The sequence below is a fragment of the Bacillus cereus group sp. BfR-BA-01523 genome (assembly GCF_022662615.1).
GTDB classification, from domain to species: domain Bacteria; phylum Bacillota; class Bacilli; order Bacillales; family Bacillaceae_G; genus Bacillus_A; species Bacillus_A mycoides.
In genome coordinates this window covers 112810-135196 of sequence record NZ_JAKUDX010000010.1, presented here as the reverse complement: position 1 = coordinate 135196, position 22387 = coordinate 112810, and the positions used below count along the sequence as shown (strand labels likewise).

Sequence of the window (22387 nt, the reverse complement as noted above, 5' to 3'; positions counted from 1 at the left end):
GTTCTGACGGCAAGGGTTCTGGCGGCAATGGTTCTGGCGGCAGTGGGTCTGGCGGCAATGGTTCTGGCGGCATAGGTTCTGGCGGCATTGGTTCTGGTGGCATTGGTTCTGGTGGCAGTGGCTCCGGTGGCAATGGCTCTGGTAGCAATGGTTCTGGTGGCAATGGTTCTGGTGGCAATGGTTCTGGTGGCAATGGTTCTGGTGGCAGTGGTTCTGGTGGCAGTGGTTCTGGTGGCAGTGGCTCTCAGGGCGGCAACCGTGTTAAAGGCGACAGCAGTTCTCAAGGTGGTAATGGCTCTCAGGGCGGCAACCGTGTTAAAGGCGATAGCGGCTCTCAAAGCGGTAACGCAAAAGATAATGCAACAAAACAAGGCAATAAATTGCCTAATACTGCAACGCATTATCCTGCATCTATTTTAATTGGGCTTTCGACATTCCTAATTGGTGTGTTACTATTTATTCGTCGTAAAAACGCAAAATAAAAAAATCATCCTTCCATCTAAAAATACATGAAACAGATTATAAAGTGAAACTTTAATCAGTGGGGATTTTGTTCATCCCCCACTGATTATTAGCCTTCACCAATCGGGCTTTTACGGGCAGCAGGGCTCCCACCTAACTTCTTTGCTCCAGCCGAATTTTGAAGTGGGAGTTTTACTGCCTGGCAAATAGCGGGATAAAACTAAAAAGGACTTTGATTGCATTTTATTATGCAATCAAAGGTCCTTTTTGTCATCTAGTAGAAAGAGTATTAATACGCTTTTCCCCAATACACCATCTGCTTCGCTTTTTTACTACAGCAAATACATTCGTCAGCTAAACTTTCTTGTTCGAACGGAATACAACGTGAAGATACTCCAACTTCTTCTTTTAATTTTTCTTCACAAGCTAGTTCTCCACACCACATCGCTTTAATAAATCCTTGCTTTTCATCAGCCGCTTTTTTCATCTCTTCGAAATTCATCACACTATACGTATTCTCATCGCGAAATACTTTTGCTTTGCTAAATAAAGAATGGTGAATTTCCTCAAGTAGTGCTGGAATGCGTGCTTCTAATTGATCCATTGATATAAACTCTTTTTCTTTCGTATCTCGCCTTACAAGTACAACTTGATTCTTTTCAATATCCTTTGGACCAACTTCTAATCTAATTGGAACACCCTTCATTTCATACTCATTAAATTTCCAGCCAGGTGTTTTATTGCTAGCATCTATTTTTACACGTGCAACCTTCTGAATACGTCCTTGCAACTCTGTTGCTTTTTCTAACACACCTTCTTTGTGCTGAGCAATAGGAACGATAACAACTTGTACTGGAGCGACTTTCGGTGGCATTACAAGTCCGTTATTATCGCTATGAACCATAATAAGTCCACCTATCATTCTTGTTGATACACCCCAAGATGTTTGATGTACGTATTGCCATTTACCGTTACGGTCTAAAAACTTAATATCAAATGCTTCAGAGAAATTCGTTCCAAAGTTATGAGATGTTCCTGTTTGAAGTGCTTTTCCATCATGCATTAAACTTTCAATCGTATAAGTTGCCTTCGCTCCTGCAAACTTTTCTTTTTCTGTTTTTTGCCCTTTAATAACCGGAATCGCTAAATACTCTTCACAAAAAGCAGCATATAGATTTAAAATATTTAATGTTTCAATTTGAGATTCTTCTGCCGTTTCATGAATCGTATGACCTTCTTGCCATAAAAATTCAGTTGTACGAAGGAATGGTCTCGTCGTCTTCTCCCAACGAACTACTGAACACCACTGGTTATATAACTTTGGTAAATCATTATATGATTGAACAATTTTTGAAAAATGCTCACAGAATAGAGTTTCAGATGTAGGACGTATACAAAGTCTTTCCGCCAATTTCTCATCTCCGCCATGAGTAACCCATGCTACTTCAGGAGCAAATCCTTCAACATGATCTTTCTCTTTTTGTAATAAACTCTCTGGAATAAACATTGGCATGTACACATTTTCATGACCAGATTCTTTTAATTTTTCATCCATCACTTTCTGCATATTTTCCCATAATGCATAACCGTATGGACGTAAAATCATACAACCTTTCACACTTGAATAATCAACAAGCTCCGCTTTTTTTACAATATCGGTATACCACTGAGCAAAGTCTTCTTCCATTTTCGTAATGGCTTGTACTTGTTCTTTTACCATAGTTATTCTTCCTCCTTTAGAAAATAGAAAAAGCCCGCGTCCCCAAATAGGGACCGAGCTTTGTCGGCGTTACCACCCTGATTCATACACAAAAAAATTGAGTATGCTCTCTTTTTGATAACGGGAATTCCCCGCTGCATATGCAGAACTCAAAGGTAGGTTCCATATCGCCTCTTTAAGAATCTTCCAGCCAAAAGGATTCTCTCTCTGCAAAAAGGTAAGACATGTACTATTCCTTTTTCATCGTTATAACAAAATAAATTTGTTGAATATCATAATATAAATTTTATTTCAAAACAAGAGCCAATTTTCTTATTTTTATACATTTTTTTCAATTATCACTGTTTTATACGTAACTTTTCCGAACTATTTTTACAAGTTGATGAGCAACCATACCAATTAGTGTACCAATTAAAACGAAGAAACAAATAAATCCGTATCCCATTCCTTCCCAACCACCAATAGCGATCATTGTTACAGGAAAGAAAGCTAAACAAAGAAGTACTAAACTAAGTGCAAATATAATATCAAACTGTTTGTCTGGAAAACGTTTCTTTAGTAAATATGACATAAAAAATACAAGGAGAACGGTGACTCCACCAATGATGTAAAAAATACCAAATCCATCTAGCCAATCCATAGTATTCCCTCCTTCCATTCATTCCCTTATACTTATTATATGTTTAATTTTTCTGAAAATAAATAACGAAATTTTATTCAAAAATATATTTTTATTACCAGGTATTAATAGTAATATATAAGAATAGGTTTTATATAATCAGGAGGGAAACTTTATGGATAAAGCATTAACAAATCGCGTCATTATTTTATCTTTCGACTGCTTATCAGCTTTAGATTTTCCTATATTACAAAAACTACCTAATTTCCAAACTTTAATAAAAAAGGGCGCGATTGCGAAAAAAGTGGAGCCAATTTATCCTTCTGTAACATATCCAAGCCACTCAACAATCGTAACCGGTAATTATCCTAATAAGCATGGCGTTGTCAGCAATACATTACTTCAACCAGGACGTGATTCACCAGATTGGCATTGGTACCGAAAGTCCATTAAAGGAACAACTTTATATGATGAAGCACGCAAAGCAAATTTAACGACAGCAGCCCTTCTATGGCCTGTTACTGGAAGAGCAAATATCGATTACAATTTACCAGAAATTTTTCCAAATAGACCGTGGCAAAATCAAATTTTAGTTTCATTATTTAGCGGTAGCCCGCTATATCAATTAGATTTAAATCGTCGTTTCGGCCATATACGAAATGGATTGTCACAGCCTGAGCTTGATAATTTCGTCCTTGCTTCTGCCGTACATACAATTCAGACGAAAAAGCCTAATGTTATGTTTGTACATTTTACTGATTTAGATACTCAAAGACATTACCATGGCTTCGAGTCTGAGGAAACAGTAGCTGCAATCCACAGACACGACGAACGCCTCGGAAAAATTATCCATACATTAAAAGAAAGTGGTATATACGAAGAAAGTACAATTATTGCACTTGGTGACCATAGCGCTTTAAGTGAAAACAAAGCAATCCAATTAAATGTCCTATTCTGTCAAAAAGGGCTTATATCCGTAAATAAACGTGGAAAAATACACGATTGGAAAGCTTATTGCCAAAGCTGTGATGGATCTGCCTACGTACATGTAAAGGATAAAAATGATACTGAAACGATTAAAGAGATTCAACTTCTTCTTGAAGAGCTTCTTCAGGATAAACAAAATGGAATTGAATTTATTCTGCACGATGAAGATGCAAAAGAACGTGGCGCTGATGGTAATTGCTTATTTATGCTAGAGGCCATGGAAGGTTATTACTTCATTGAAAATTATACAGGTGATTTCATAAAAGAAATTAATAAAGAAGATGTTAATTCTAGTAAGAAATATACATTTGGAACACATGGATATTCCCCAACAAAACCTAACTATGAAACAATTTTTATGGCTGCTGGGAAAGGCATTCAAAGCGGCGTTACAATTCCGTATATGAGACTGATTGATGAAGGTCCGACTATCGCTAGGTTACTCGGTTTGCACTTAGGTGAAACAGACGGCGCAATTGTAGAGGATTTACTTCAATTGTAAAGAACTGTGTATATATGTAAAAGTTATGTAAAAATCATCACTGTTTCTCTTTTTATAATTTTTATTTTTGTACACTGTTAGTAGAACAAATTTAAGGGGGAACATTATATGAAAAAAATGTCCAGACAAGAAAAAAGCTGGATATTGTACGATTGGGCGAACTCGGTATATTCGCTCGTCATTACAACTGCATTATTTCCAATTTACTTTAAAGCAGCTGCAAAAGAAGCTGGACTATCTGGTGCAACTTCAACAGCCTATTGGGGATATGCAAACTCGTTCGCTACACTTTTAATTTCTATACTCGCTCCTATTCTCGGCACGGTTGCTGATTATAAGGGATTTAAAAAACGATTTTTCACATTCTTCTTTGGACTCGGTATCGTATTTACAAGTATGCTAGCAGTTGTTCCAACATCTCAGTGGTACTTATTACTAGGATGCTATATGCTCGCATTAGTTGGCTTTGCTGGAGCAAATATTTTTTATGATGCATTTCTAGTAGATGTTACCTCTGGAGATAGAATGGACCGAATTTCTACGCGAGGTTTTGCATTAGGTTACATTGGGAGTACAATTCCTTTTATCGGTTGTATTGCTCTTATTATTCTTGCTCAAAAAGGAACTATCCCCTTATCAGTCGGAATTGCTAGTCAAATTTCCTTTGCAATAACAGCTCTTTGGTGGGGACTATTTACGATACCAATGCTAAAAAATGTAGAGCAAACACACTATATTGAACGTCATCCAAGACCAATTGCAATGAGCTTCAAGCGCCTTGCTAATACGTTTAAAAATATTAAAGAATATAAAACTGTATTTATGTTCCTAATAGCTTACTTTTTCTACATTGATGGGGTAGATACAATTATCACTATGTCTACTGCTTACGGAACAGATCTCGGTATTAGTGCAACCAATCTATTAATCATCTTATTTGTAACACAAATTGTCGCTTGTCCATTTGCTTTATTATATGGAAAACTATCGGAAACATTTACCGGTAAAAAAATGCTATATGTCGGCATTATCATTTATATCATTATTTGCACATATGCTTATTTCTTAAAAACGACGTTTGATTTCTGGATTTTAGCAATGTTAGTTGCTACTTCTCAGGGCGGAATTCAAGCACTTAGCCGTTCTTATTTCGCAAAACTAGTACCGAAAGAATCTGCAAATGAATTCTTCGGATTTTATAATATCTTTGGTAAATTCGCGGCAATTATGGGTCCGGTATTAGTTGGTGTCACAACCCAATTAACAGGAAAAACAAACGCTGGTGTCCTTAGTATTATTGTCTTATTTATTGTCGGTGGATTCTTATTAACTAGAGTACCCGAAAATAATACGTCCGTTACACCACCTAATCCGAAAACTAAAACAATATAAGAGAAAGATCCCCTTCACACAAGAAGGGGATCTTTCTCTTATATTTTTAACGATAACGCCCTACAATTAAAAACTCTAAAGCTTGTACAAAAATAGTTTATCGACAGTTGTTCCTAATACTTCTGCTAACCGGAATGCTAGTGCTAAGCTTGGATCATATTTATTATTCTCAATTGCATTTATCGTCTGTCTTGATACGTTACACTTATCCGCTAATGCACCTTGTGAAATACTATTTGCAGTGCGCAATTCATAGATTTGATTTTTCACACCGTTTCTCCTAACCTGTAAAATCGTTTTTACATCATCAGTATATAGTTGGGGCATGTCATTGTCAAAAGATTGCCACAAGAAAAGGGAGCAATTCTGCTCCCTTACAATAGCTATTTCGAAACTAATCAATTCGTCATTTCCTCTCGATTCACAATATCTTCTTTCTTTATTTGCATACGTAAAACCGGACCTATTGCTAATAAAATAAGTGCCATTGCTATACAAAATACAGTAACTAGTGAGGTCATCTCCTTCAATCCTCCAGCTAGTGAAGTTCCAATTAACATTGCCCCCATGAACAGTGGTAAAATCGTTCCATTTACTCTGCCAATCATATTTTCTGGTACAAGTTGAATCATAAGCGTACCGACAACGATATTGACACAGGCTAAACAAATACCTGTTCCAAATCTCATGAAACTAGTAATCCAAAATGATGTAGATAACCCTTCTACTAAAAATGACATCGCTAATATGCTCATACCGAATACAAACATCTTTTTCGGATTCACTTTTGAAGCGAAAACTGCAGCAACAATACCACCAATTAACATACCGATTCCATCAGCTGCGGCTAAATATTGAACGGCTTCTTTTTCCATTCCAAGCCGTTCTATTACAAGAAACACTTCTAATGGATTCGTTAGTCCAACAGCTAAGCCCATAATGGTGAAAGTGATCGTAATCATACGTAAATTTTTCGTATGAAGAACGTATTTCCAACCTTCTTTTATATCATTTTTTAATGAACCTCTCGCCACTTGCTCTTGTTCAACCCATTTTGGTAAAAACGAAATGACAATAGCCGATAACAAAAATAAAATGATCAAGCTATATAGTGAGGTAAATAAGCCAAGTTGTGTATACACAATTGAACCTACAACTGGTCCAAAAATCATAAATAACGACTGTAATGTTTGGTTAAATGCAATAGCACTTGCTACCTGTTCTTCTTTTACATAGCGCTTAAATATACGTGAAGATGACGGCTGAGAAAACTGACCTACAATTGCGGAAACGAGTGTTGCAAAAAATATAGCCTGCCAATAATCAAGCTTTAGCAAAAAGACAATTCCTATAATAGATAATACGCTTAATACATCTCCAGCAACCATCGTTCTCTTCGGATTCCAGCGATCTGCTAACGCACCACCAATGAATGAAAAAATAAAAATTGGTGCATATTCCATAACCGATAATAAAGAAACTGAAACCGGATCATTATTCGTTCGCTCCATTATGAAATACAAAAGAGCCATATTTCTGATCCAAATTGCAAATTGTTGTAAAATATCAGATGCCATAACGAGCATAAATGCTCGGTTTTTAAATAAAGCGTTCATTTTCATTCCCCCTTTCATAAACCGACCGTTCGGTCTAATTTATTTTGTAAGAAAAGCAACTGACCTATTATTCAGCTGCCATTCCTTTTAACAATACATCTATTGCCTTTTTATAAATACGTTTCAGCTCTTTATAATCTAACTCGTAGTAAAGTACTCCAAGCCCCGATAATAATCCATTCACAATATACATAAGATCACGCGTATCATCTTCTTGAAACTCTCCAGACTGCATACCTGCTTCAATTAATTTCTCAACCATAACATATGATTCTCTAGTTAAAGCTAACAGTTCATCCAGAATTTCTTTACTTACAACTTGGCTCATAGAGAATTCCTCTATTGCATTTGAAATGGGTTGCTGTATGTCCTCTACATAATATTCCGCGAGACCATATAGTTTTTCAGTACTAGTACTATACAACTTCTCTTTTTCATTCCATTTTTCAAGCCAATCATACGTATGCTGTTTCACTACAAATAAAAATAATTCTTCTTTACTTTTAAAGTGATAATAAATGCTTCCTTTACTTCTCTCTGTAATCTCACAAATCTCTTCCATAGATGTAGCTGCATAGCCCTTCTGTGAAAACAGACTTTCTGCTTTATAGGCAATTTCTTTCTTTATCTCTTCTGCGCTTCTTCTCATATTCACACCTCTTTAAACCGACCGTTCGGTCTAATAATAACAAATAAAAACCTCTATCGCAAGAGGCTATACTCCTTATTTAAGAAAACGTACTTTCAAACCACATTCGAATCATATGTATTATTCCAAATTTAAATCCTAATTTAGTAAGAAATACGGTTCCCTTTTCATTTCCCCTAGCATGTTAAAAATATTTAATCAAACGTTTGTTTAAAAAGAAATACGCCCCCTATAGGGCGTATTCTCATCAATCACCACCGCAGCTACTTCCACTATCTCCACCAAAAGAACCTCCGCAATCATGTGAACCTCCATCGTGCGAGCTATCATTATCCGATCCAGCAAAGAAAAATAATGGTGATGAGCTGTTGGATGAATTATGAATGTTATTTTGTTTTGTAAGATTTACCTTCTTTTTGTTTGATCGAACTGCTGTTGCGATCGTTCCAACTACAACAAATAATAGTATGACAATAATAAATTCCATATAAAAGCCTCCCTTAATCTTCGAATAATTGAATGGTTCTCTCTAAATTTTCAAGTGAAATGAAGCGCGATTCACGAAGGATCTCTTTTCCAGTATAAAATAATAAAACTGTTGGCCCTGTAAATACTGCATATCGCCCCGCAATCTCTTGCATGTCTTGTAGTAATATTTCTACTTTCTCTACGTAATCATAATTCTCTAATACGCAATTTACTTTTCTTAACATAACATCACAAACACCACAATTTTCCGTTTTAATAAACAGCAGTACCAATTGTTGTCCTTCAATATATGTCGCTAATTCTTCTATCGTTTCAAATGTATTCATCTTATCCCTCTTAGCGTAATTTACGAAATACTTTATCCTGATACATACGAAAAGCCGAACTATCTTTAATCTTTCTCTTTTCCATTACCTGCTGAAAACGCAGCGTTTTTGCTGTTAACTCTTCTTGTAATTTTTCTTCAGCAATGTTCAAAAAGACATCCACACCATTCGCTCCTTTACATATTTTTACTATTATTTTACATGATATTTTCTCATCTTGCTACGCTATTACAAATTGACTTTATACAATTTTTTCTCAAATTTAATTACAAGGAGCCTTTTCCTCCCTAATCAATATTTTATTTTCATGTGTAGTCTGTATTAGAGCCATTTAATATTGAGAAAATCTTTGCGAATCAAATAAAGCGTTTACACCAAATCTTGCATTTGCTACGATTTAATCACCCCCAGCTCCCTTGTATAGACTTCGTGATGTCTGATCATTTTTATCTAGACGTTTCATACGTCTAGATTCACTTTGGTTTATTGGCGCATGCCTTTAAATATATCTTTTATTTTGAAAGGAGAAATGACTATGAGATCAAAAAAATTCACGCTACTATTACTATCCCTACTACTTTTCTTACCTCTTTTTCTCACAAACTTTATTACTCCAAATTTCGCATTAGCAGATTCACCAAAGCAAGGTCAAAAAATTGTTGGGTATTTTCCTTCATGGGGCGTTTACGGACGTAATTATCAAGTTGCAGACATTGATGCATCAAAGCTAACTCATTTAAACTATGCTTTCGCTGATATTTGCTGGAATGGAAAACATGGAAACCCTTCTACTCACCCCGATAATCCAAATAAACAAACGTGGAACTGTAAAGAATCTGGTGTACCACTGCAAAATAAAGAGGTCCCTAATGGCACTCTCGTACTCGGTGAACCATGGGCTGATGTCACAAAATCTTATCCGGGATCGGGTACAACTTGGGAAGATTGTGATAAATATGCCCGCTGTGGAAATTTCGGAGAACTGAAACGATTAAAAGCTAAGTATCCTCACTTAAAAACAATTATTTCAGTTGGTGGCTGGACTTGGTCTAACCGCTTTTCTGATATGGCCGCTGATGAAAAAACAAGAAAAGTATTCGCTGAATCTACAGTAGCTTTTCTTCGCGAATATGGATTTGACGGCGTTGATTTAGACTGGGAATACCCGGGTGTTGAAACGATTCCTGGTGGTAGTTATCGTCCTGAAGATAAACAAAACTTCACCCTTCTGCTTCAAGATGTTCGAAATGCATTAACGAAAGCTGGTGCAGAAGATGGTAAACAATATTTACTAACAATCGCGTCAGGTGCAAGCCAACGTTATGCGGATCATACAGAGCTAAAGAAGATTTCTCAAATACTGGATTGGATTAATATTATGACATACGATTTCCACGGTGGGTGGGAAGCTACTTCTAACCATAATGCTGCACTATACAAAGATCCAAATGACCCCGCAGCGGATACGAAATTTTACGTAGATGGTGCGATAGACATTTATACAAATGAAGGGGTTCCAGCGGATAAACTCGTATTAGGTGTACCTTTTTACGGACGTGGATGGAAAAGTTGCGGAAAAGAAAATAATGGGCAATACCAACCTTGTAAACCAGGTAGTGACGGAAAGCTCGCTTCTAAAGGCACTTGGGATGATTATTCTACCGGTGACACAGGTGTGTACGATTATGGTGATTTAGCATCTAATTATGTGAATAAAAATGGTTTTGTTCGCGGATGGAACGATGTAGCGAAAGTACCTTATTTATATAATGCGACTACAGGAACCTTTATTAGCTATGATGACAATGAATCTATGAAATATAAAACAGACTATATAAAGACAAAGGGTTTAAGTGGCGCAATGTTTTGGGAACTAAGCGGTGATTGCCGTACAAGCCCAAAATATAGTTGTAGTGGACCAAAATTACTTGATACGCTAGTAAAAGAATTACTTGGTGGACCTATTACTCAAAAAGATACTGAACCACCAACAAACGTAAAAAATATTACTGTTACAAATAAAAATTCAAACTCAGTTCAATTAAACTGGACTGCATCTACTGATAACGTAGGCGTTACTGAATATGAAATTACTGCCGGAGAAGAGAAATGGAGTACAACAACAAATAGCATTACAATTAAAAACTTGAAACCTAATACAGAATACACATTTTCAGTATTAGCAAAAGATTCTGCTGGTAACAAATCACAACCTACTTCTATTCTTATAAAAACAGATGATGCTAACACAACACCTCCTGGTGGAAATGGCAATGCTACCTTTTCAGTCACTTCAAATTGGGGAAGTGGTTACAACTTCTCAATTATAATTAAAAATAGCGGAACGACCCCTATTAAAAACTGGAAATTAGAATTTGATTATAACGGCAATTTAACACAAGTTTGGGATTCTAAAATTAGTAGTAAAATAAATAATCATTACGTAATTACGAATGCAGGATGGAATGGTGAAATTCCTCCTGGTGGATCAGTTACAATCGGAGGGGCAGGAGCAGGCAATCCCGCCGAACTTGTAAATACATCCATTAATGAAAACTAAACGTAACCTCCATTAATTATTTCACTAAAGTTTGAATTTAGGTTTGAGTGCTCTATCCTAAATTCAAACTTTTAATTTTATGAAAAATCACAATTTATATTATAATAACCTATTATAATTATATTTAGTTTCTAATATGAAGTTCGCGTGAAGTTCATCTGAATTTTACATGAATTTCCTTTAAGTTCTATTGTCTTCCCATACTAATCACATTATCCTTTACATATAGGAATCATTTCCATTCCATTTCAAACTATCTATATATATATAAAAGATAGTAGCCTATTAGGGAAAGGCATCTAGTATTATTATAAATATAACCAAAGAAAAAGAACTCTTATGGTGCGCTTATAAGCGCACCATAAGAGTTCTTTTTCTTACAATTCTCATTTGAGAGTTCTCGAAAATCATGTTAATCACAAAGAAAAGGCATTAGCTCATAAAAGCTAACGCCTTTTCTTTGTGATTATTGTTAAACGTTCCATTTTTCGATATTCCATATTTTCGTTATCCATGCTTCATAGAAAGAGGGCTCATGTGAAACAATTAAAACTGTACCTTTATATTGTTTTAACGCCTCCTGTAAATCCGTCTTAGTCTCTGTATCCAAATGGTTAGTTGGTTCATCTAAAATTAAAACATTGCTTTTAGTTACGATAAGTTCGCATAATCGTACTTTTGTTTGTTCTCCTCCACTTAATAACTGGATAGGTTTTAATACATGTTCTTCTTTCAATCCGCACTTTGCTAATGCTTGTCGGATTTCTTTTCTTGTCATATCTGGTCTCCCTGCCCATACTCTTTCTAGTGCAGTTATTTCTGAGGAAAATTCCTCTTGTGCAAAATAAGCGGGTTTTACTCGTTCCCCAACAGAAACTGAGCCGCCTAACGGTTTTATTTGTCCTAGTAATGTTTTTAACATTGTTGTTTTTCCAATCCCATTATGACCAATAATCGCAATCTTTTCCCCTTTTTTCACTTGAAAATCCAATTCTGGAAATAACGGTTCACCATAACCAATTTTCAGTTTCTCTACCTGTAATATACGACTCACTGGCTCAGTATAAACATTAAAATCAAAACGGGCGCGAGGTACATCATTAACCTTTTCAACCTTTTTCATTTTCTCTAATACTTTTTCACGACTTTTCGCTTGCTTCGCTTTACGAATTTTATTTTTTTGAATAAAACCCTCTAAATGTGCAATTTCTTTTTGTTGTTTCGCATACGCCGCTTGTAATTGTTTCCTTTGTAATTGATAACTTTGCAAAAAGGTTTCATAATCTCCCGCATAGCGCTTAACCTTTCGTTCTTCTAGATGATAAATAACATTCGTAATATTGTTCAAAAATATTTCATCATGCGAAATGATAATATAAGCTTTTTCATACATTTGTAAATATGATTGCAACCATTCTATATGTGCTGTATCTAAATAGTTAGTTGGCTCATCTAATAATAAAACATCCGCTTTTTCTAAAAGGAGTTTCCCAAGTAACAACTTTGTCCGCTGACCACCACTTAACTTTGAAACATCCTTTTCCAATCCTATTTCAAACAAGCCTAAGCCTGTTGCTACTTCCTCAATTTCTGTATGAATTTGATAAAAATTAGAATTCTCCAATATAGTTTGTAACTCTCCATACCTTACTAACAATTTCGCTACTTCTCCTGCTCCAGCCATCTCTTCTGTAAGTTTTAACATGTCACGTTCCAACTCATACAGGTTAGAAAACGCACTTTGCAAGTATTCTTCAATTGTTATGCCTTCTTGTAAATCTATATGCTGTTGCAAAAAGCCAATCTTCACATGTGGAAACCATTCAATGTTTCCATCATCATGTATAAGTTCTCCTGTTAACAAGCGTAATAATGTAGATTTTCCAATTCCATTTTTCCCTACTAGCCCAACATGTTCGCCCTTTAATAATCGAAAGCACGCATTATATAAAATGGTTTTCTCACCATATGAATGACTTACATTTTCTACTGTTAATATACTCATCTTTTTTCTCTCCTTTTCTTATGATCCATAAGCTAAATAGAGAGAACAACAGTATAAAGCCTGATTTAGTTATACATATAAAAATGGGTAAGGTGAATACACCTTACCCATTACATATTATCGTAAGAAAGGATTAAGGTTCTTTACCTGCTGTCTTCAATTTAGCTTATTTGTTAAAAATGGGCAGACTTCTCCCGTATCAAGCTAAAACCATTTGAAGAACAGTTGATAAAGTCATTTTATCCTTTCACTCCTTTAACATTTGTTATATTAAGAGTATAAACCACTCTGTTATATTCTATTCTCTACTTTTTCTTTTGTTCCTTCTTCCAATTTATCCGATGTTAATGAACCCACTATTTCCCCTATAGATTTCATCTTTCTCCTTCAATAGAAAAAAGCCTCTTAACAGCAATTATACAAAAAACTGTTAAAAGACTTTTTTCTATTTTTTCATGTAAGGAGCCAATACTCTTAAAATTTCTTCCTTATCCTTCTTTAACTCAAGAGATGTTAACATATCCATCGTTCGCGGCCTAGGTAATTCCACTTGGACCTCGCCAACTATTGATGCTGGTCTTTGAGATAAAATAAATACGCGATCAGAAAGTAAAATTGCCTCATCTAAGTCATGTGTAACCATAACAATTGTTTGCTTTTCTTGATGCCAAGAATTTAAAAGCCAACTGTGTACTTCCATTTTTGTAAATGCATCTAATTTTCCAAAAGGCTCATCCAGCAGCATAATTGGCTTTTCACATAAATACGTACGAAGGAAACTAATTCTTTGACGCATTCCACCTGATAATTCATCTGGATAATGATCTGCATATTCATCTAGCTCAAATTGCTTTAATGCTTCCATTCCTTCTGTCAGCCTTTGTTTTTTAGGCTTCCCTTCGATTTCCAATGGAAGAACGATATTTTGCAAAGCCGATCGCCACGGTAGTAATAAATCTTGTTGCGGCATATAACTAACAACATCTTGTTTTTTTACATACTCCTCGTTATAAAACACTTCTCCGCTCGTTGGCTCTTCAACACTTGCAATCATATTTAATAATGTACTTTTTCCACAACCACTCGGACCTACAAAAGAGACAAACTCTCCCTCTTGTATAGACGCACTAATATTTGCTAATACATTCTTTCCATCGAAAGCTTTTACAATATCTTTTATTTGTAATCCACTCATTTTTCACTTGGAAGGAATTCATTTGTAAAGGCATCTTTTACATCGATTTTCTTTTTAATAACTTTGTTTTCATATAAGAAATTCATGTAATTTGTCCAAATCTCTTCCTTCTGTACTCCCCACGCTTTTGCATCATCTTGATACTTTGTACTTAACCACTTTTGGCTTTCTTGTACTAATTCTTTATTCACATCCGGAACAGCTTTAATTAAAATATCCGCAGCTTCTTTCGGTTCTTTAATTGCAAAATCATAACCTTCTGTCGTTGCCGTCATAAATTTTTTCACAAAATCTTTATCTTGCTTCGTATGTTTTTCACTTGTAATAATAACAGGACTATAGAAATCAAGCGCTGGATCTAAGTCTTTTACCATAATTGTATTTAACTCTTTTCCTTGACGCTTCGCTTCAATTCCATCCCATCCATAATAAATCCATTCAAAGTCTGCATCACGACCGATTGATTTAAAGAAATCTGTTTGTCCAAGAATAATTTTTTCAACTTTATTAAAATCAGCTTGATGTTTCTCCATAATCGTCTTTAACGTCGCTTCTTCTGCTGGTCCCCCCCAGCCGCCATAACGTTTACCTTCAAAATCTTTCGGTGACGTCATATTATCTTTTTTTAGAGATGCAAAAGCAGAGGTATTATGCTGAATAATTGCACCAACAGAAACAACTGGGATTCCTTCAACACGAGCTAATGTTACATTTTCTTGTGCGCTTATCGCAAAGTCTGCTTTCCCAGAAGCAATCATCTGCTCTGCCGTTACATTATCACCAGGCTGGATAATTTCTACATCAAGCCCTTGCTTTTTGTAATAATCTTTCGTTTGCGCTACATATAAGCCAGTATGATTCGTATTTGGAAACCAATCTAAAACGACTTTTACTTTTTTATCTTTACTTGAACTTTCTTCTTTCTTCGCCGGATTACATCCGGCAACAGTTACTGCTAATAATGCAGCTAACATAATTTTTAAACCTTTTTTCATTTTCTGCCGCCCTTTCTGTATATCCATGGTGCTGTTATTCTTGCCATAAATTCAACAATAAAGTACAGACATAATGTCACCATGACGATAATCGCTGCAACACCAAATACTCGAGCCGTTAAAAAGGATTTTGTTGCTCTTGTAAGCATAACTCCTAATCCTTCGCTGGCACCAAGCCATTCCCCAATAATCGCCCCCATCACACTATATGTAACAGCAATTTTTAAACCTGAGAAAAAGTATGGGAGTACTGCTGGAAACTTTACTTTCTGGTAAACTTGCCATTTCGTTGCCTTCATTGTTTGTAACAGTTTCAGCATATTTTTATCTACCGTTTGGAAACCTTCTAAAATGCTAAGCGCAATTGGGAAGAAACAAACAAGAATAACAACCATTACTTTTGGCAACATTCCGTATCCAAACCAAATAATAAATAATGGTGCGAGCACAACGATTGGAATTGTTTGCGAAATAACGAGCAATGGATTCATTAAAATCCGAAATAAAGGGATGACATCCATAATGATAGCAATACTCGTCCCAAGTAAAATTGCAAAAAACAACCCAATTATTACTTCCTGTAACGTTTGCACTGTATTCGGTAATAGTAAATCTTTCATTCCAATTAACTCTTGCACAATTGCAGACGGCTTCGGTAAAATCCACGGCTCAATTTTAAATAATGAAACAGATCCTTCCCATATAGCAATGAGAAGGATAAGCCAAATTGTTGTGATTATTTTAGATTGCTTCTGGTTTTGCATATTCATCACGGTACTTCCAAACTTTTTCGTCAATCGTTACGCCTGTACTTGGACGATAGTGAATTTTAATAGAAGTAATTACTTCTTCTGCTCCAGCATCGACGCAAGCTTGTTGCGCGCGTTTAATGACGTCAAGAAGTACATCTAATTCTCCTTCCAACGTTGTTTCCATTGCCCCTACTTCATAACGAACTCCCGACTGTTGTACAACTTCAATTGCTTTATCAACAACGGAATACACATCTTTGTTCTTCGCTTGTGGTACTACTGAAAATGAAATTGTAACTTGTTGTGACATAATAAAATCCCCCTTACAAAATATGGTTCCAAAAAAAGAAAAGGCTTTCCTACCATGTAGGAAAGCCTTGTATACAAGTTATTCTATAATAACTTATGCTACATCACTTTAAAGTAACTCCCTACGCTGGCATTATCCAGATCAGGTTGAGGGTCGATGTTATACTTACATCCTCTCAGCCAATTGGCTCCCCGGTTCTTAATTCGTTTTCATTGTAGCATGATTTATTTTATTGAACAAACAAAAGCGTACATATCATTTCATTATTTTCGGAAAATATCCAACTTCTTCACCATGAGCTAATAATTGCTGAATAAATTCTTTATTAATCGCTGGCACTACCAGTTCTTTTTTCTTAATCCATTCATTCGTTCTTCGAGTACCCATTACAATTTCAGATTGCTGTGCTCCATCTCCTGCAACTTGAGAAGCAATTAGCTCTGCTATTACTTCATTTCCCTTCGCTAATTCAAGCCCGGTATTTACATATTCCGAAAGTGGAACCATTTCAAGATTGTATCCACATTCCTCAATTAGCTTTATAAAATGTTCAAATTCAATTTGATATGGGTGACAGATGTGTAACATTTCTCCAGCTATTTGTGAATCTTGTACATATGTTACAATCGATTTACTAGCAAAATCAATTGGTGTAAAATCAATTTTCCACTTTACATTCGGAGCTTGTCCAATAAGTAACATCGCTTTAATCAGACGATAAAATGCATTCCCTTCAATATTTTGTTGGAACCTTCCTGTTTCTGAATGACAAGCTAAGTTACCCGCACGATAAATATTTCCTCGTACACCATCTTTTATCGCTTCACGAACAAGGTTTTCTGCCTGTAGTTTACTATTAGAATACACATTCTCCAACACCACATCGTAGTTAAAATCACCTGTTTTTTCATATCTATCCCATTGATCCATCGCTAATTCTATCGGAATACCAATTGTTGAAACAAAGTGGAATGTCGCTCCTTCTTCAGTTAACGCTAGCATACGACCCGTTCCTTGCACATTCACATTTTCAAACTGATCCACATCTCCAAAATGTCTTACATCTGCACCACAATGAATTACAGTATCAACCTTGGAACGAATGACTTTAAATTCTTCCTCACTCATACCAAGATTCTCTGCCCCAAGATCACCAGGTACTGCTGTTATACGTTGTAGCCATTCTTTTTTTATATTTTTAAAGTAATTTGTTAATGTATTAACAATTCTTTGTTGTATATCTTGCGTTGGTCTTACTAAGCAATAAATATGTGCTGTTGTATCTTTTAGTAATTCATGCAATATGTGAGAACCTAAATAACCAGTAGCTCCTGTTAAAAAGATATTTGAAACTTTACCGCTTTTCACTTCTTTTATATGTGAAATTGTTGCTGGCTCATGAATTACTTTATATTCACGGAATACGTCTTCTTCCTCTACTTTTAATTCCCTTTGAATTTGCGATAACCTATATATTGTGCGTTCCTGGAAAAAGTCTTGAATTGTTAAATGCGGGAAATCCTCTTTCAATAGAGTTAAAACTCGTAATACCTTTAACGAATGCCCACCAACTGTAAAGAAGTCGTCATGGACACTAACTTTCGAGACGCCTAATACATCAATCCAAGCTTTTGCTATTTTTGCTTCCGCTTCAGTAGATGGTGCGATATATTCTTGTGAACGAACTGGCTCATACTCTTCTTCCAGTTGTGCTAATCGCTTCACATCAACCTTTTTATTTGGTGTAAGTGGCAGTTCATTAATATAAATTAACTTAGATGGCACCATATAATCTGGTAATTGTTCTCTTAAATCGTGTATTAAGGTTTCCATAGCAACTTCATTAACAGTTGTATAGAAAGCAACTAAGTAATGACTACCTTCTTCACTTTTCTTCGTAAATACAACAGCATCTTTTATCATTTCATATTTTGCAATTGTATTTTGGATTTCACCTAGTTCAATTCGGTGCCCTCTAATTTTCACTTGATTGTCTTTACGGTGTAGAAATTCAATATTTCCATCTTCCAATATTTTAACAACATCACCTGTTTTATATATCCTACTATCATAATTTAAGGGGTGTGGAATAAACACTTCTTCTGTTTTCTCTGGCTTATTAAAGTAACCTTTCGCGATACCTACTGATTCTATATATAATTCTCCTGGAATACCAATTGGGCAAACTTTCATATTGTCATTTAATATCCAAACTTTATAATTATCCGCTGGCTTCCCAATTGGAATACTAGCAAATTTATCATTTAACTCCGCTGGAATTGGATAAGTAGTTGTTGTAATTGTACATTCCGTCGGACCGTATGCATTATTCAATTGAACATGAGTACCAATTCTCTGTCGCCATAATTTCACTACTTCAGCAGTAAGCATTTCTCCACCAACTGCAATCCTCTTTAATGAATCCAACTTATGCTTACTTTCATCTGGAAGGTATGTTGCTACTTGTTGTAAGAAAATTGTAGCTAATCCTAAAATAGATGTTGCCTTTTCTTTATAAATTGCATTTGCAAAAGCATCGACTGAAAGTCTTTGCTCATCTAATAAAACATATACATTTCCACCACAGAACAATGAAGCAAATAACTCCCAAATAGACGCATCGAAATTAAATGATGGGAACTGTGCAAAAATATCTTCTTCAGTTAATTCATAATGTCTTTGCATCCATGTACATAAATTAACTACCCCGCGGTGCGCAAGCATTGTTCCTTTCGGGTTTCCTGTAGAACCTGATGTGTAGATCATATATGCAATATCATCAGGATGAATTGACAATTTCACATCTGCATCTGAAAATTTTTCAATATCATAAAGAGACAACTCGCGAATGCCTTCATCCGGAATTTTTGTTTCTTTTGTTAGCACTAATTTCAATTGGCTATCCTCAATAATATACTGCACCCGATTGGCAGGATAATCTGGATCGATTGGAATATACGCAGCGCCTGCTTTTAAAACCGCTAATAAACTTACTACCGTATCAATACTTCGTTTCATGAAGATACCAACATAATCACCTTGCTTCACTCCATTATGTAATAACATATGAGCGATTTGATTGCTCCTTTTATTTAGTTGTTCATATGTTAATGTTCCTTCTACTGAAGACAAGGCTATACGATTTGAAAAGTTTGTTACTATTTCATAAAACATATCGGAAATACTCTTATTCGGATATGGTACTTCTGTATGATTTATCTCTTTATATATTGCTAACTCTTCTTCTGGAATAATATCCATAGCTACAATACATTGCTTCTCGTTTGTAATTCCTTGCTGTAATACATACTCAATTTGCTCTATATAACGAGTCGCTGTTTTTTCTTCCAATTGCATTTTATTATAAGAAACCTCAAAGTAATTATTCTTTAATTCAATAAAGTTCAACTGACTATTTCTATTCTTTTTTCCTACTGTAACTGCAGGTTTCCCCCATTTTCCTTCATCATATTGTAATAATACTTTTTGTACTTCTTCCATGTTTTCTAACTGCACAATTTGATCATTAATTTCTACTTTTAGCTCTTCATAAGAAAGTTCCTCTGAAATCGTAATACATAACGGATAACTACTCTGTTCCATATGATGAGGAATCACTATACATTTTTCATTACTAACATGATGCAACCATACAAAAGTAGCGACTATTATATCTAACTTACTATGTTCGATCGCTTGTATATCCTCAATTTTCATCTGCTTATATTCGTTTACTTGAAAATCCTTCGGTATCATAAGTGGTTCATAATTTTGTTGCAAAAATTGTTCATATCTCTCCACATATGAACGTTTTAAGAAAATACTCATACTGAATCCTCTCGCTCTCCATAAAATAAAGTGAAACTTTAATCAGTAAGGGTGTTCATCCCCCACTGATTAAAGTTTCACTTCTAACATCCTTAAATTTAGATATTAGACTGTTAATTAAAGAAATAAAGGTGCAGATTATATCTACACCTTATATTTTTTATTAACTTTTAAATTCTCCAATCAACTCTTGTAGCTCCTGTGAAAGCCAACTTAAAGATGTAGCTAATTCTGCAATATCTTGTACTGATATTTCTTGCTCCTTCATACTTTCTTCAACATTACTACTGCTATTCGCATAAGTATTCGCGATATGTGATAATTCATTTACGACTTGAACGATATTCTGGCTATTTTGTAAAATATCACCTGAGTTGCTAGAAACAGCCCTAACTTGATCTGTAACAGACTGTGCTGACTTTGAAATTTTCTCGAAGAACGCACCACTACTTTGAACAAGAGTAATTCCAGATTCTACTTCTTTTGAACCTTTCTGCATTGAAACTACAGCCTCTTCTGTTTCAGTCTGCGTTTCACTAATTAATTTCGCTATATCTTTCGCTGACGTTTCAGTTTGTTCTGCTAATTTGCGCACTTCATCAGCAACAACTGCAAACCCTCTTCCAGCTGCTCCAGCACGTGAAGCTTCAATAGAAGCATTTAAGGCTAATAAATTTGTTTGATTTGAAATACCTGTAATTACAGTTACAATATCACTAATTTCTTTTGACCTTGTTTCTAACGAATAGATGATAGAAGATAAATCTTGTACTGCATTTTGGATTAAACTCATTTGATTAATAATTTGTCCAATGACTTCATTACCTTCAATTGAATGTTGCTCCATACCTTCTGAAGCAACTGCAACTTGTTTCGCGGCCCCAGTTATCTCTTCTACCTTATTTTCCATTCCATGTACAATTCCTAGGCATTGTTGTACTGAAGTTTCTTGAGATTGCGCTCCTACTCTTAAACCTTCAATAGAACTTGCAATCTCTTGAACTGCCATACTGTTTTCCTCTGTACTTGCCGACAATTCTTGTGAAGAAGAAGAAACTTGCTCAGCAGTCTGCCTTACTTTATCTATAATCCCTTTAAATTTATCAATCGTATTATTGAAATATACATTAATAATTCCAATATCATCTGGTCTTTCTTTTAATTTAATACTTAAATCACCTTCACCAATCTTACGTAATCCCTCTCGTAAATCTTTTAATGGAGCTAACGAGTGACGTACGATAAAGAATTGAGTAATAGTTGCAATTGCTAATGAAATAATAATAAAGAGTATACCCTGTATCACAAAATCCTTCTTTGTACTAGGAACGATAGAAGCATCTAAGTCAGCCGCAACAATTGCAACAATATTGTTTTCTCCATCTGTAATTGGCTCTAATATTGTCACCCACGAACCTAATTCATCTTCATATACTTCTGTCATCTGAGCCCTTTTCGTATCCATCACTTTATCGTATGCATTCATCCAATGAGCGGGTTGTTCATAATAATCTCCCGGCTTTACAGGGACTGCATTTGTTAACTCTGTAGTCAAACCAACGAGTTGTAACTCTCGCTTTTCATTCGCCTTTGCTCCTGTAACATACGTTTGTCCAACACTTTTCAATTCTTTTGACACTTCATCTAATTGCCCTGTTAACTTTTCTTTTTTCACTCTTTCGGCTGTAGGATCTTTCGTCATGTCTCTAACTAATTCTACATCCAGTTTTTTTAGCACTATCTCTCCCGTTTCAATAGACTGTCTTTCAAATAAAGACATCATACTATTTTGAAACATGTTGAAGCTTAATGCACCCATACTTCCAACAAGCGTCAAAATAACTAAGACAGTTAATAGGACGTTCTTTTGAAGAAATGATAACTTATGCCAATACTTTTTCACTAATATTCACCTTCCTTAATTATCAAAATTAAAAACAAAAAAAACAAAATATACGAATATTTTGTTTGAAAATGATT

Annotated in this window: 18 protein-coding genes, 2 pseudogenes, 1 riboswitch and 1 other annotated feature; of the genes and pseudogenes, 4 read left to right on the top strand and 16 right to left on the bottom strand. The window is 35.2% G+C overall.

The genetic code is table 11. The features are described 5' to 3' along the window. The coding region (locus tag MR066_RS21580) for an LPXTG cell wall anchor domain-containing protein (protein WP_242248478.1) at positions 1-482 on the top strand (482 nt) is incomplete at its 5' end. A 269-nt stretch (positions 483-751) separates the two neighbouring features. Here MR066_RS21580 and proS read toward each other — a convergent pair. Continuing rightward, positions 752-2182, bottom strand: a complete 1431-nt coding sequence (gene proS / locus MR066_RS21575) for a proline--tRNA ligase (RefSeq protein WP_242248476.1) — start codon at positions 2180-2182, stop codon at positions 752-754. A gap of 45 nt (positions 2183-2227) precedes the next feature. Next, positions 2228-2435 (bottom strand) — a binding site (T-box leader). Between the two features lie 93 nt (positions 2436-2528). Beyond that, entirely contained in the window at positions 2529-2822 is a 294-nt protein-coding gene (locus MR066_RS21570) for a YesK-like family protein (protein WP_002124993.1), read from the bottom strand. 154 nt (positions 2823-2976) lie between these two features. Here MR066_RS21570 and MR066_RS21565 point away from each other — a divergent pair, with 154 nt between their 5' ends. Together MR066_RS21565 and MR066_RS21560 are read left to right on the top strand one after the other, a co-directional pair. Then, the gene (locus tag MR066_RS21565) at positions 2977-4290 is read left to right on the top strand and encodes an alkaline phosphatase family protein (RefSeq protein WP_078204723.1); all 1314 of its coding nucleotides are present in this window, start codon (positions 2977-2979) and stop codon (positions 4288-4290) included. Between the two features lie 108 nt (positions 4291-4398). Beyond that, entirely contained in the window at positions 4399-5682 is a 1284-nt protein-coding gene (locus MR066_RS21560; protein ID WP_242248475.1) for an MFS transporter, read from the top strand. A gap of 75 nt (positions 5683-5757) precedes the next feature. On the opposite strand, the gene MR066_RS21555 is transcribed toward MR066_RS21560, so the two are convergent. The 7 genes and pseudogenes from MR066_RS21555 to MR066_RS21525 all read right to left on the bottom strand — a co-directional run. Continuing rightward, positions 5758-6009 (bottom strand): helix-turn-helix transcriptional regulator, encoded by a 252-nt coding sequence (locus MR066_RS21555; RefSeq protein WP_033715363.1) that lies wholly within the window; start codon positions 6007-6009, stop codon positions 5758-5760. Between the two features lie 71 nt (positions 6010-6080). Next, positions 6081-7298: an MFS transporter gene (locus tag MR066_RS21550; RefSeq protein WP_201051118.1), complete on the bottom strand. Its 1218-nt coding sequence runs from the start codon at positions 7296-7298 to the stop codon at positions 6081-6083. A gap of 67 nt (positions 7299-7365) precedes the next feature. After that, positions 7366-7947, bottom strand: coding sequence for a TetR/AcrR family transcriptional regulator (locus MR066_RS21545; RefSeq protein ID WP_242248473.1), 582 nt, complete (start codon positions 7945-7947; stop codon positions 7366-7368). Between the two features lie 79 nt (positions 7948-8026). Next, positions 8027-8110, bottom strand: a pseudogene (locus tag MR066_RS21540) (histidine kinase); the annotation flags it as partial. Positions 8111-8194: 84 nt separating this feature from the next. Continuing rightward, entirely contained in the window at positions 8195-8434 is a 240-nt protein-coding gene (locus MR066_RS21535; protein ID WP_242248472.1) for a hypothetical protein, read from the bottom strand. A gap of 13 nt (positions 8435-8447) precedes the next feature. Continuing rightward, entirely contained in the window at positions 8448-8762 is a 315-nt protein-coding gene (locus MR066_RS21530) for a thioredoxin family protein (RefSeq protein WP_002029563.1), read from the bottom strand. A gap of 10 nt (positions 8763-8772) precedes the next feature. Beyond that, a pseudogene (locus MR066_RS21525) lies at positions 8773-8895 on the bottom strand (DnaJ family domain-containing protein); the annotation flags it as partial. A 402-nt stretch (positions 8896-9297) separates the two neighbouring features. Between MR066_RS21525 and MR066_RS21520 the strand changes: the two are divergent. Next, positions 9298-11322, top strand: coding sequence for a glycosyl hydrolase family 18 protein (locus MR066_RS21520; protein ID WP_242248470.1), 2025 nt, complete (start codon positions 9298-9300; stop codon positions 11320-11322). 472 nt (positions 11323-11794) lie between these two features. On the opposite strand, the gene MR066_RS21515 is transcribed toward MR066_RS21520, so the two are convergent. The 7 genes from MR066_RS21515 to MR066_RS21485 form a co-directional block, all read right to left on the bottom strand. Then, the gene (locus MR066_RS21515) at positions 11795-13327 is read right to left on the bottom strand and encodes an ABC-F family ATP-binding cassette domain-containing protein (RefSeq protein WP_002140244.1); all 1533 of its coding nucleotides are present in this window, start codon (positions 13325-13327) and stop codon (positions 11795-11797) included. Between the two features lie 445 nt (positions 13328-13772). Continuing rightward, positions 13773-14522 (bottom strand): ABC transporter ATP-binding protein, encoded by a 750-nt coding sequence (locus tag MR066_RS21510; protein ID WP_002139487.1) that lies wholly within the window; start codon positions 14520-14522, stop codon positions 13773-13775. Next, positions 14519-15517 (bottom strand): ABC transporter substrate-binding protein, encoded by a 999-nt coding sequence (locus MR066_RS21505; protein WP_242248468.1) that lies wholly within the window; start codon positions 15515-15517, stop codon positions 14519-14521. Before MR066_RS21505 ends, MR066_RS21510 begins: the two co-directional genes overlap by 4 nt. Continuing rightward, positions 15514-16287, bottom strand: a complete 774-nt coding sequence (locus MR066_RS21500) for an ABC transporter permease (RefSeq protein WP_002186843.1) — start codon at positions 16285-16287, stop codon at positions 15514-15516. Before MR066_RS21500 ends, MR066_RS21505 begins: the two co-directional genes overlap by 4 nt. Beyond that, positions 16259-16579 carry an MTH1187 family thiamine-binding protein gene (locus MR066_RS21495; RefSeq protein ID WP_000082898.1) on the bottom strand — a complete coding sequence of 107 codons (321 nt, stop codon included), beginning with the start codon at positions 16577-16579 and terminating at the stop codon, positions 16259-16261. Before MR066_RS21495 ends, MR066_RS21500 begins: the two co-directional genes overlap by 29 nt. Before the next feature lie 101 nt (positions 16580-16680). Continuing rightward, a riboswitch (TPP riboswitch) is annotated at positions 16681-16783 on the bottom strand. A gap of 51 nt (positions 16784-16834) precedes the next feature. Then, a complete protein-coding gene (locus tag MR066_RS21490) occupies positions 16835-20407 on the bottom strand; it encodes a non-ribosomal peptide synthetase family protein (RefSeq protein WP_277929083.1) in 3573 nt (1190 codons plus the stop codon). A 163-nt stretch (positions 20408-20570) separates the two neighbouring features. Next, entirely contained in the window at positions 20571-22310 is a 1740-nt protein-coding gene (locus MR066_RS21485) for a methyl-accepting chemotaxis protein (protein ID WP_242248467.1), read from the bottom strand. Between the last annotated feature and the right edge of the window lie 77 nt (positions 22311-22387).

Coding starts and splice junctions, on each gene's coding strand:
- MR066_RS21515 (WP_002140244.1), bottom strand. CDS start 13,327: ATGAGTATATTAACAGTAGAAAATGTAAGTCATTCATATGGTGAGAAA.
- MR066_RS21570 (WP_002124993.1), bottom strand. CDS start 2,822: ATGGATTGGCTAGATGGATTTGGTATTTTTTACATCATTGGTGGAGTC.
- MR066_RS21495 (WP_000082898.1), bottom strand. CDS start 16,579: ATGTCACAACAAGTTACAATTTCATTTTCAGTAGTACCACAAGCGAAG.
- MR066_RS21550 (WP_201051118.1), bottom strand. CDS start 7,298: ATGAACGCTTTATTTAAAAACCGAGCATTTATGCTCGTTATGGCATCT.
- MR066_RS21505 (WP_242248468.1), bottom strand. CDS start 15,517: ATGAAAAAAGGTTTAAAAATTATGTTAGCTGCATTATTAGCAGTAACT.
- MR066_RS21555 (WP_033715363.1), bottom strand. CDS start 6,009: ATGCCCCAACTATATACTGATGATGTAAAAACGATTTTACAGGTTAGG.
- MR066_RS21490 (WP_277929083.1), bottom strand. CDS start 20,407: ATGAGTATTTTCTTAAAACGTTCATATGTGGAGAGATATGAACAATTT.
- MR066_RS21510 (WP_002139487.1), bottom strand. CDS start 14,522: ATGAGTGGATTACAAATAAAAGATATTGTAAAAGCTTTCGATGGAAAG.
- MR066_RS21530 (WP_002029563.1), bottom strand. CDS start 8,762: ATGAATACATTTGAAACGATAGAAGAATTAGCGACATATATTGAAGGA.
- MR066_RS21545 (WP_242248473.1), bottom strand. CDS start 7,947: ATGAGAAGAAGCGCAGAAGAGATAAAGAAAGAAATTGCCTATAAAGCA.
- proS (WP_242248476.1), bottom strand. CDS start 2,182: ATGGTAAAAGAACAAGTACAAGCCATTACGAAAATGGAAGAAGACTTT.
- MR066_RS21565 (WP_078204723.1), top strand. CDS start 2,977: ATGGATAAAGCATTAACAAATCGCGTCATTATTTTATCTTTCGACTGC.
- MR066_RS21500 (WP_002186843.1), bottom strand. CDS start 16,287: ATGAATATGCAAAACCAGAAGCAATCTAAAATAATCACAACAATTTGG.
- MR066_RS21560 (WP_242248475.1), top strand. CDS start 4,399: ATGAAAAAAATGTCCAGACAAGAAAAAAGCTGGATATTGTACGATTGG.
- MR066_RS21535 (WP_242248472.1), bottom strand. CDS start 8,434: ATGGAATTTATTATTGTCATACTATTATTTGTTGTAGTTGGAACGATC.
- MR066_RS21520 (WP_242248470.1), top strand. CDS start 9,298: ATGAGATCAAAAAAATTCACGCTACTATTACTATCCCTACTACTTTTC.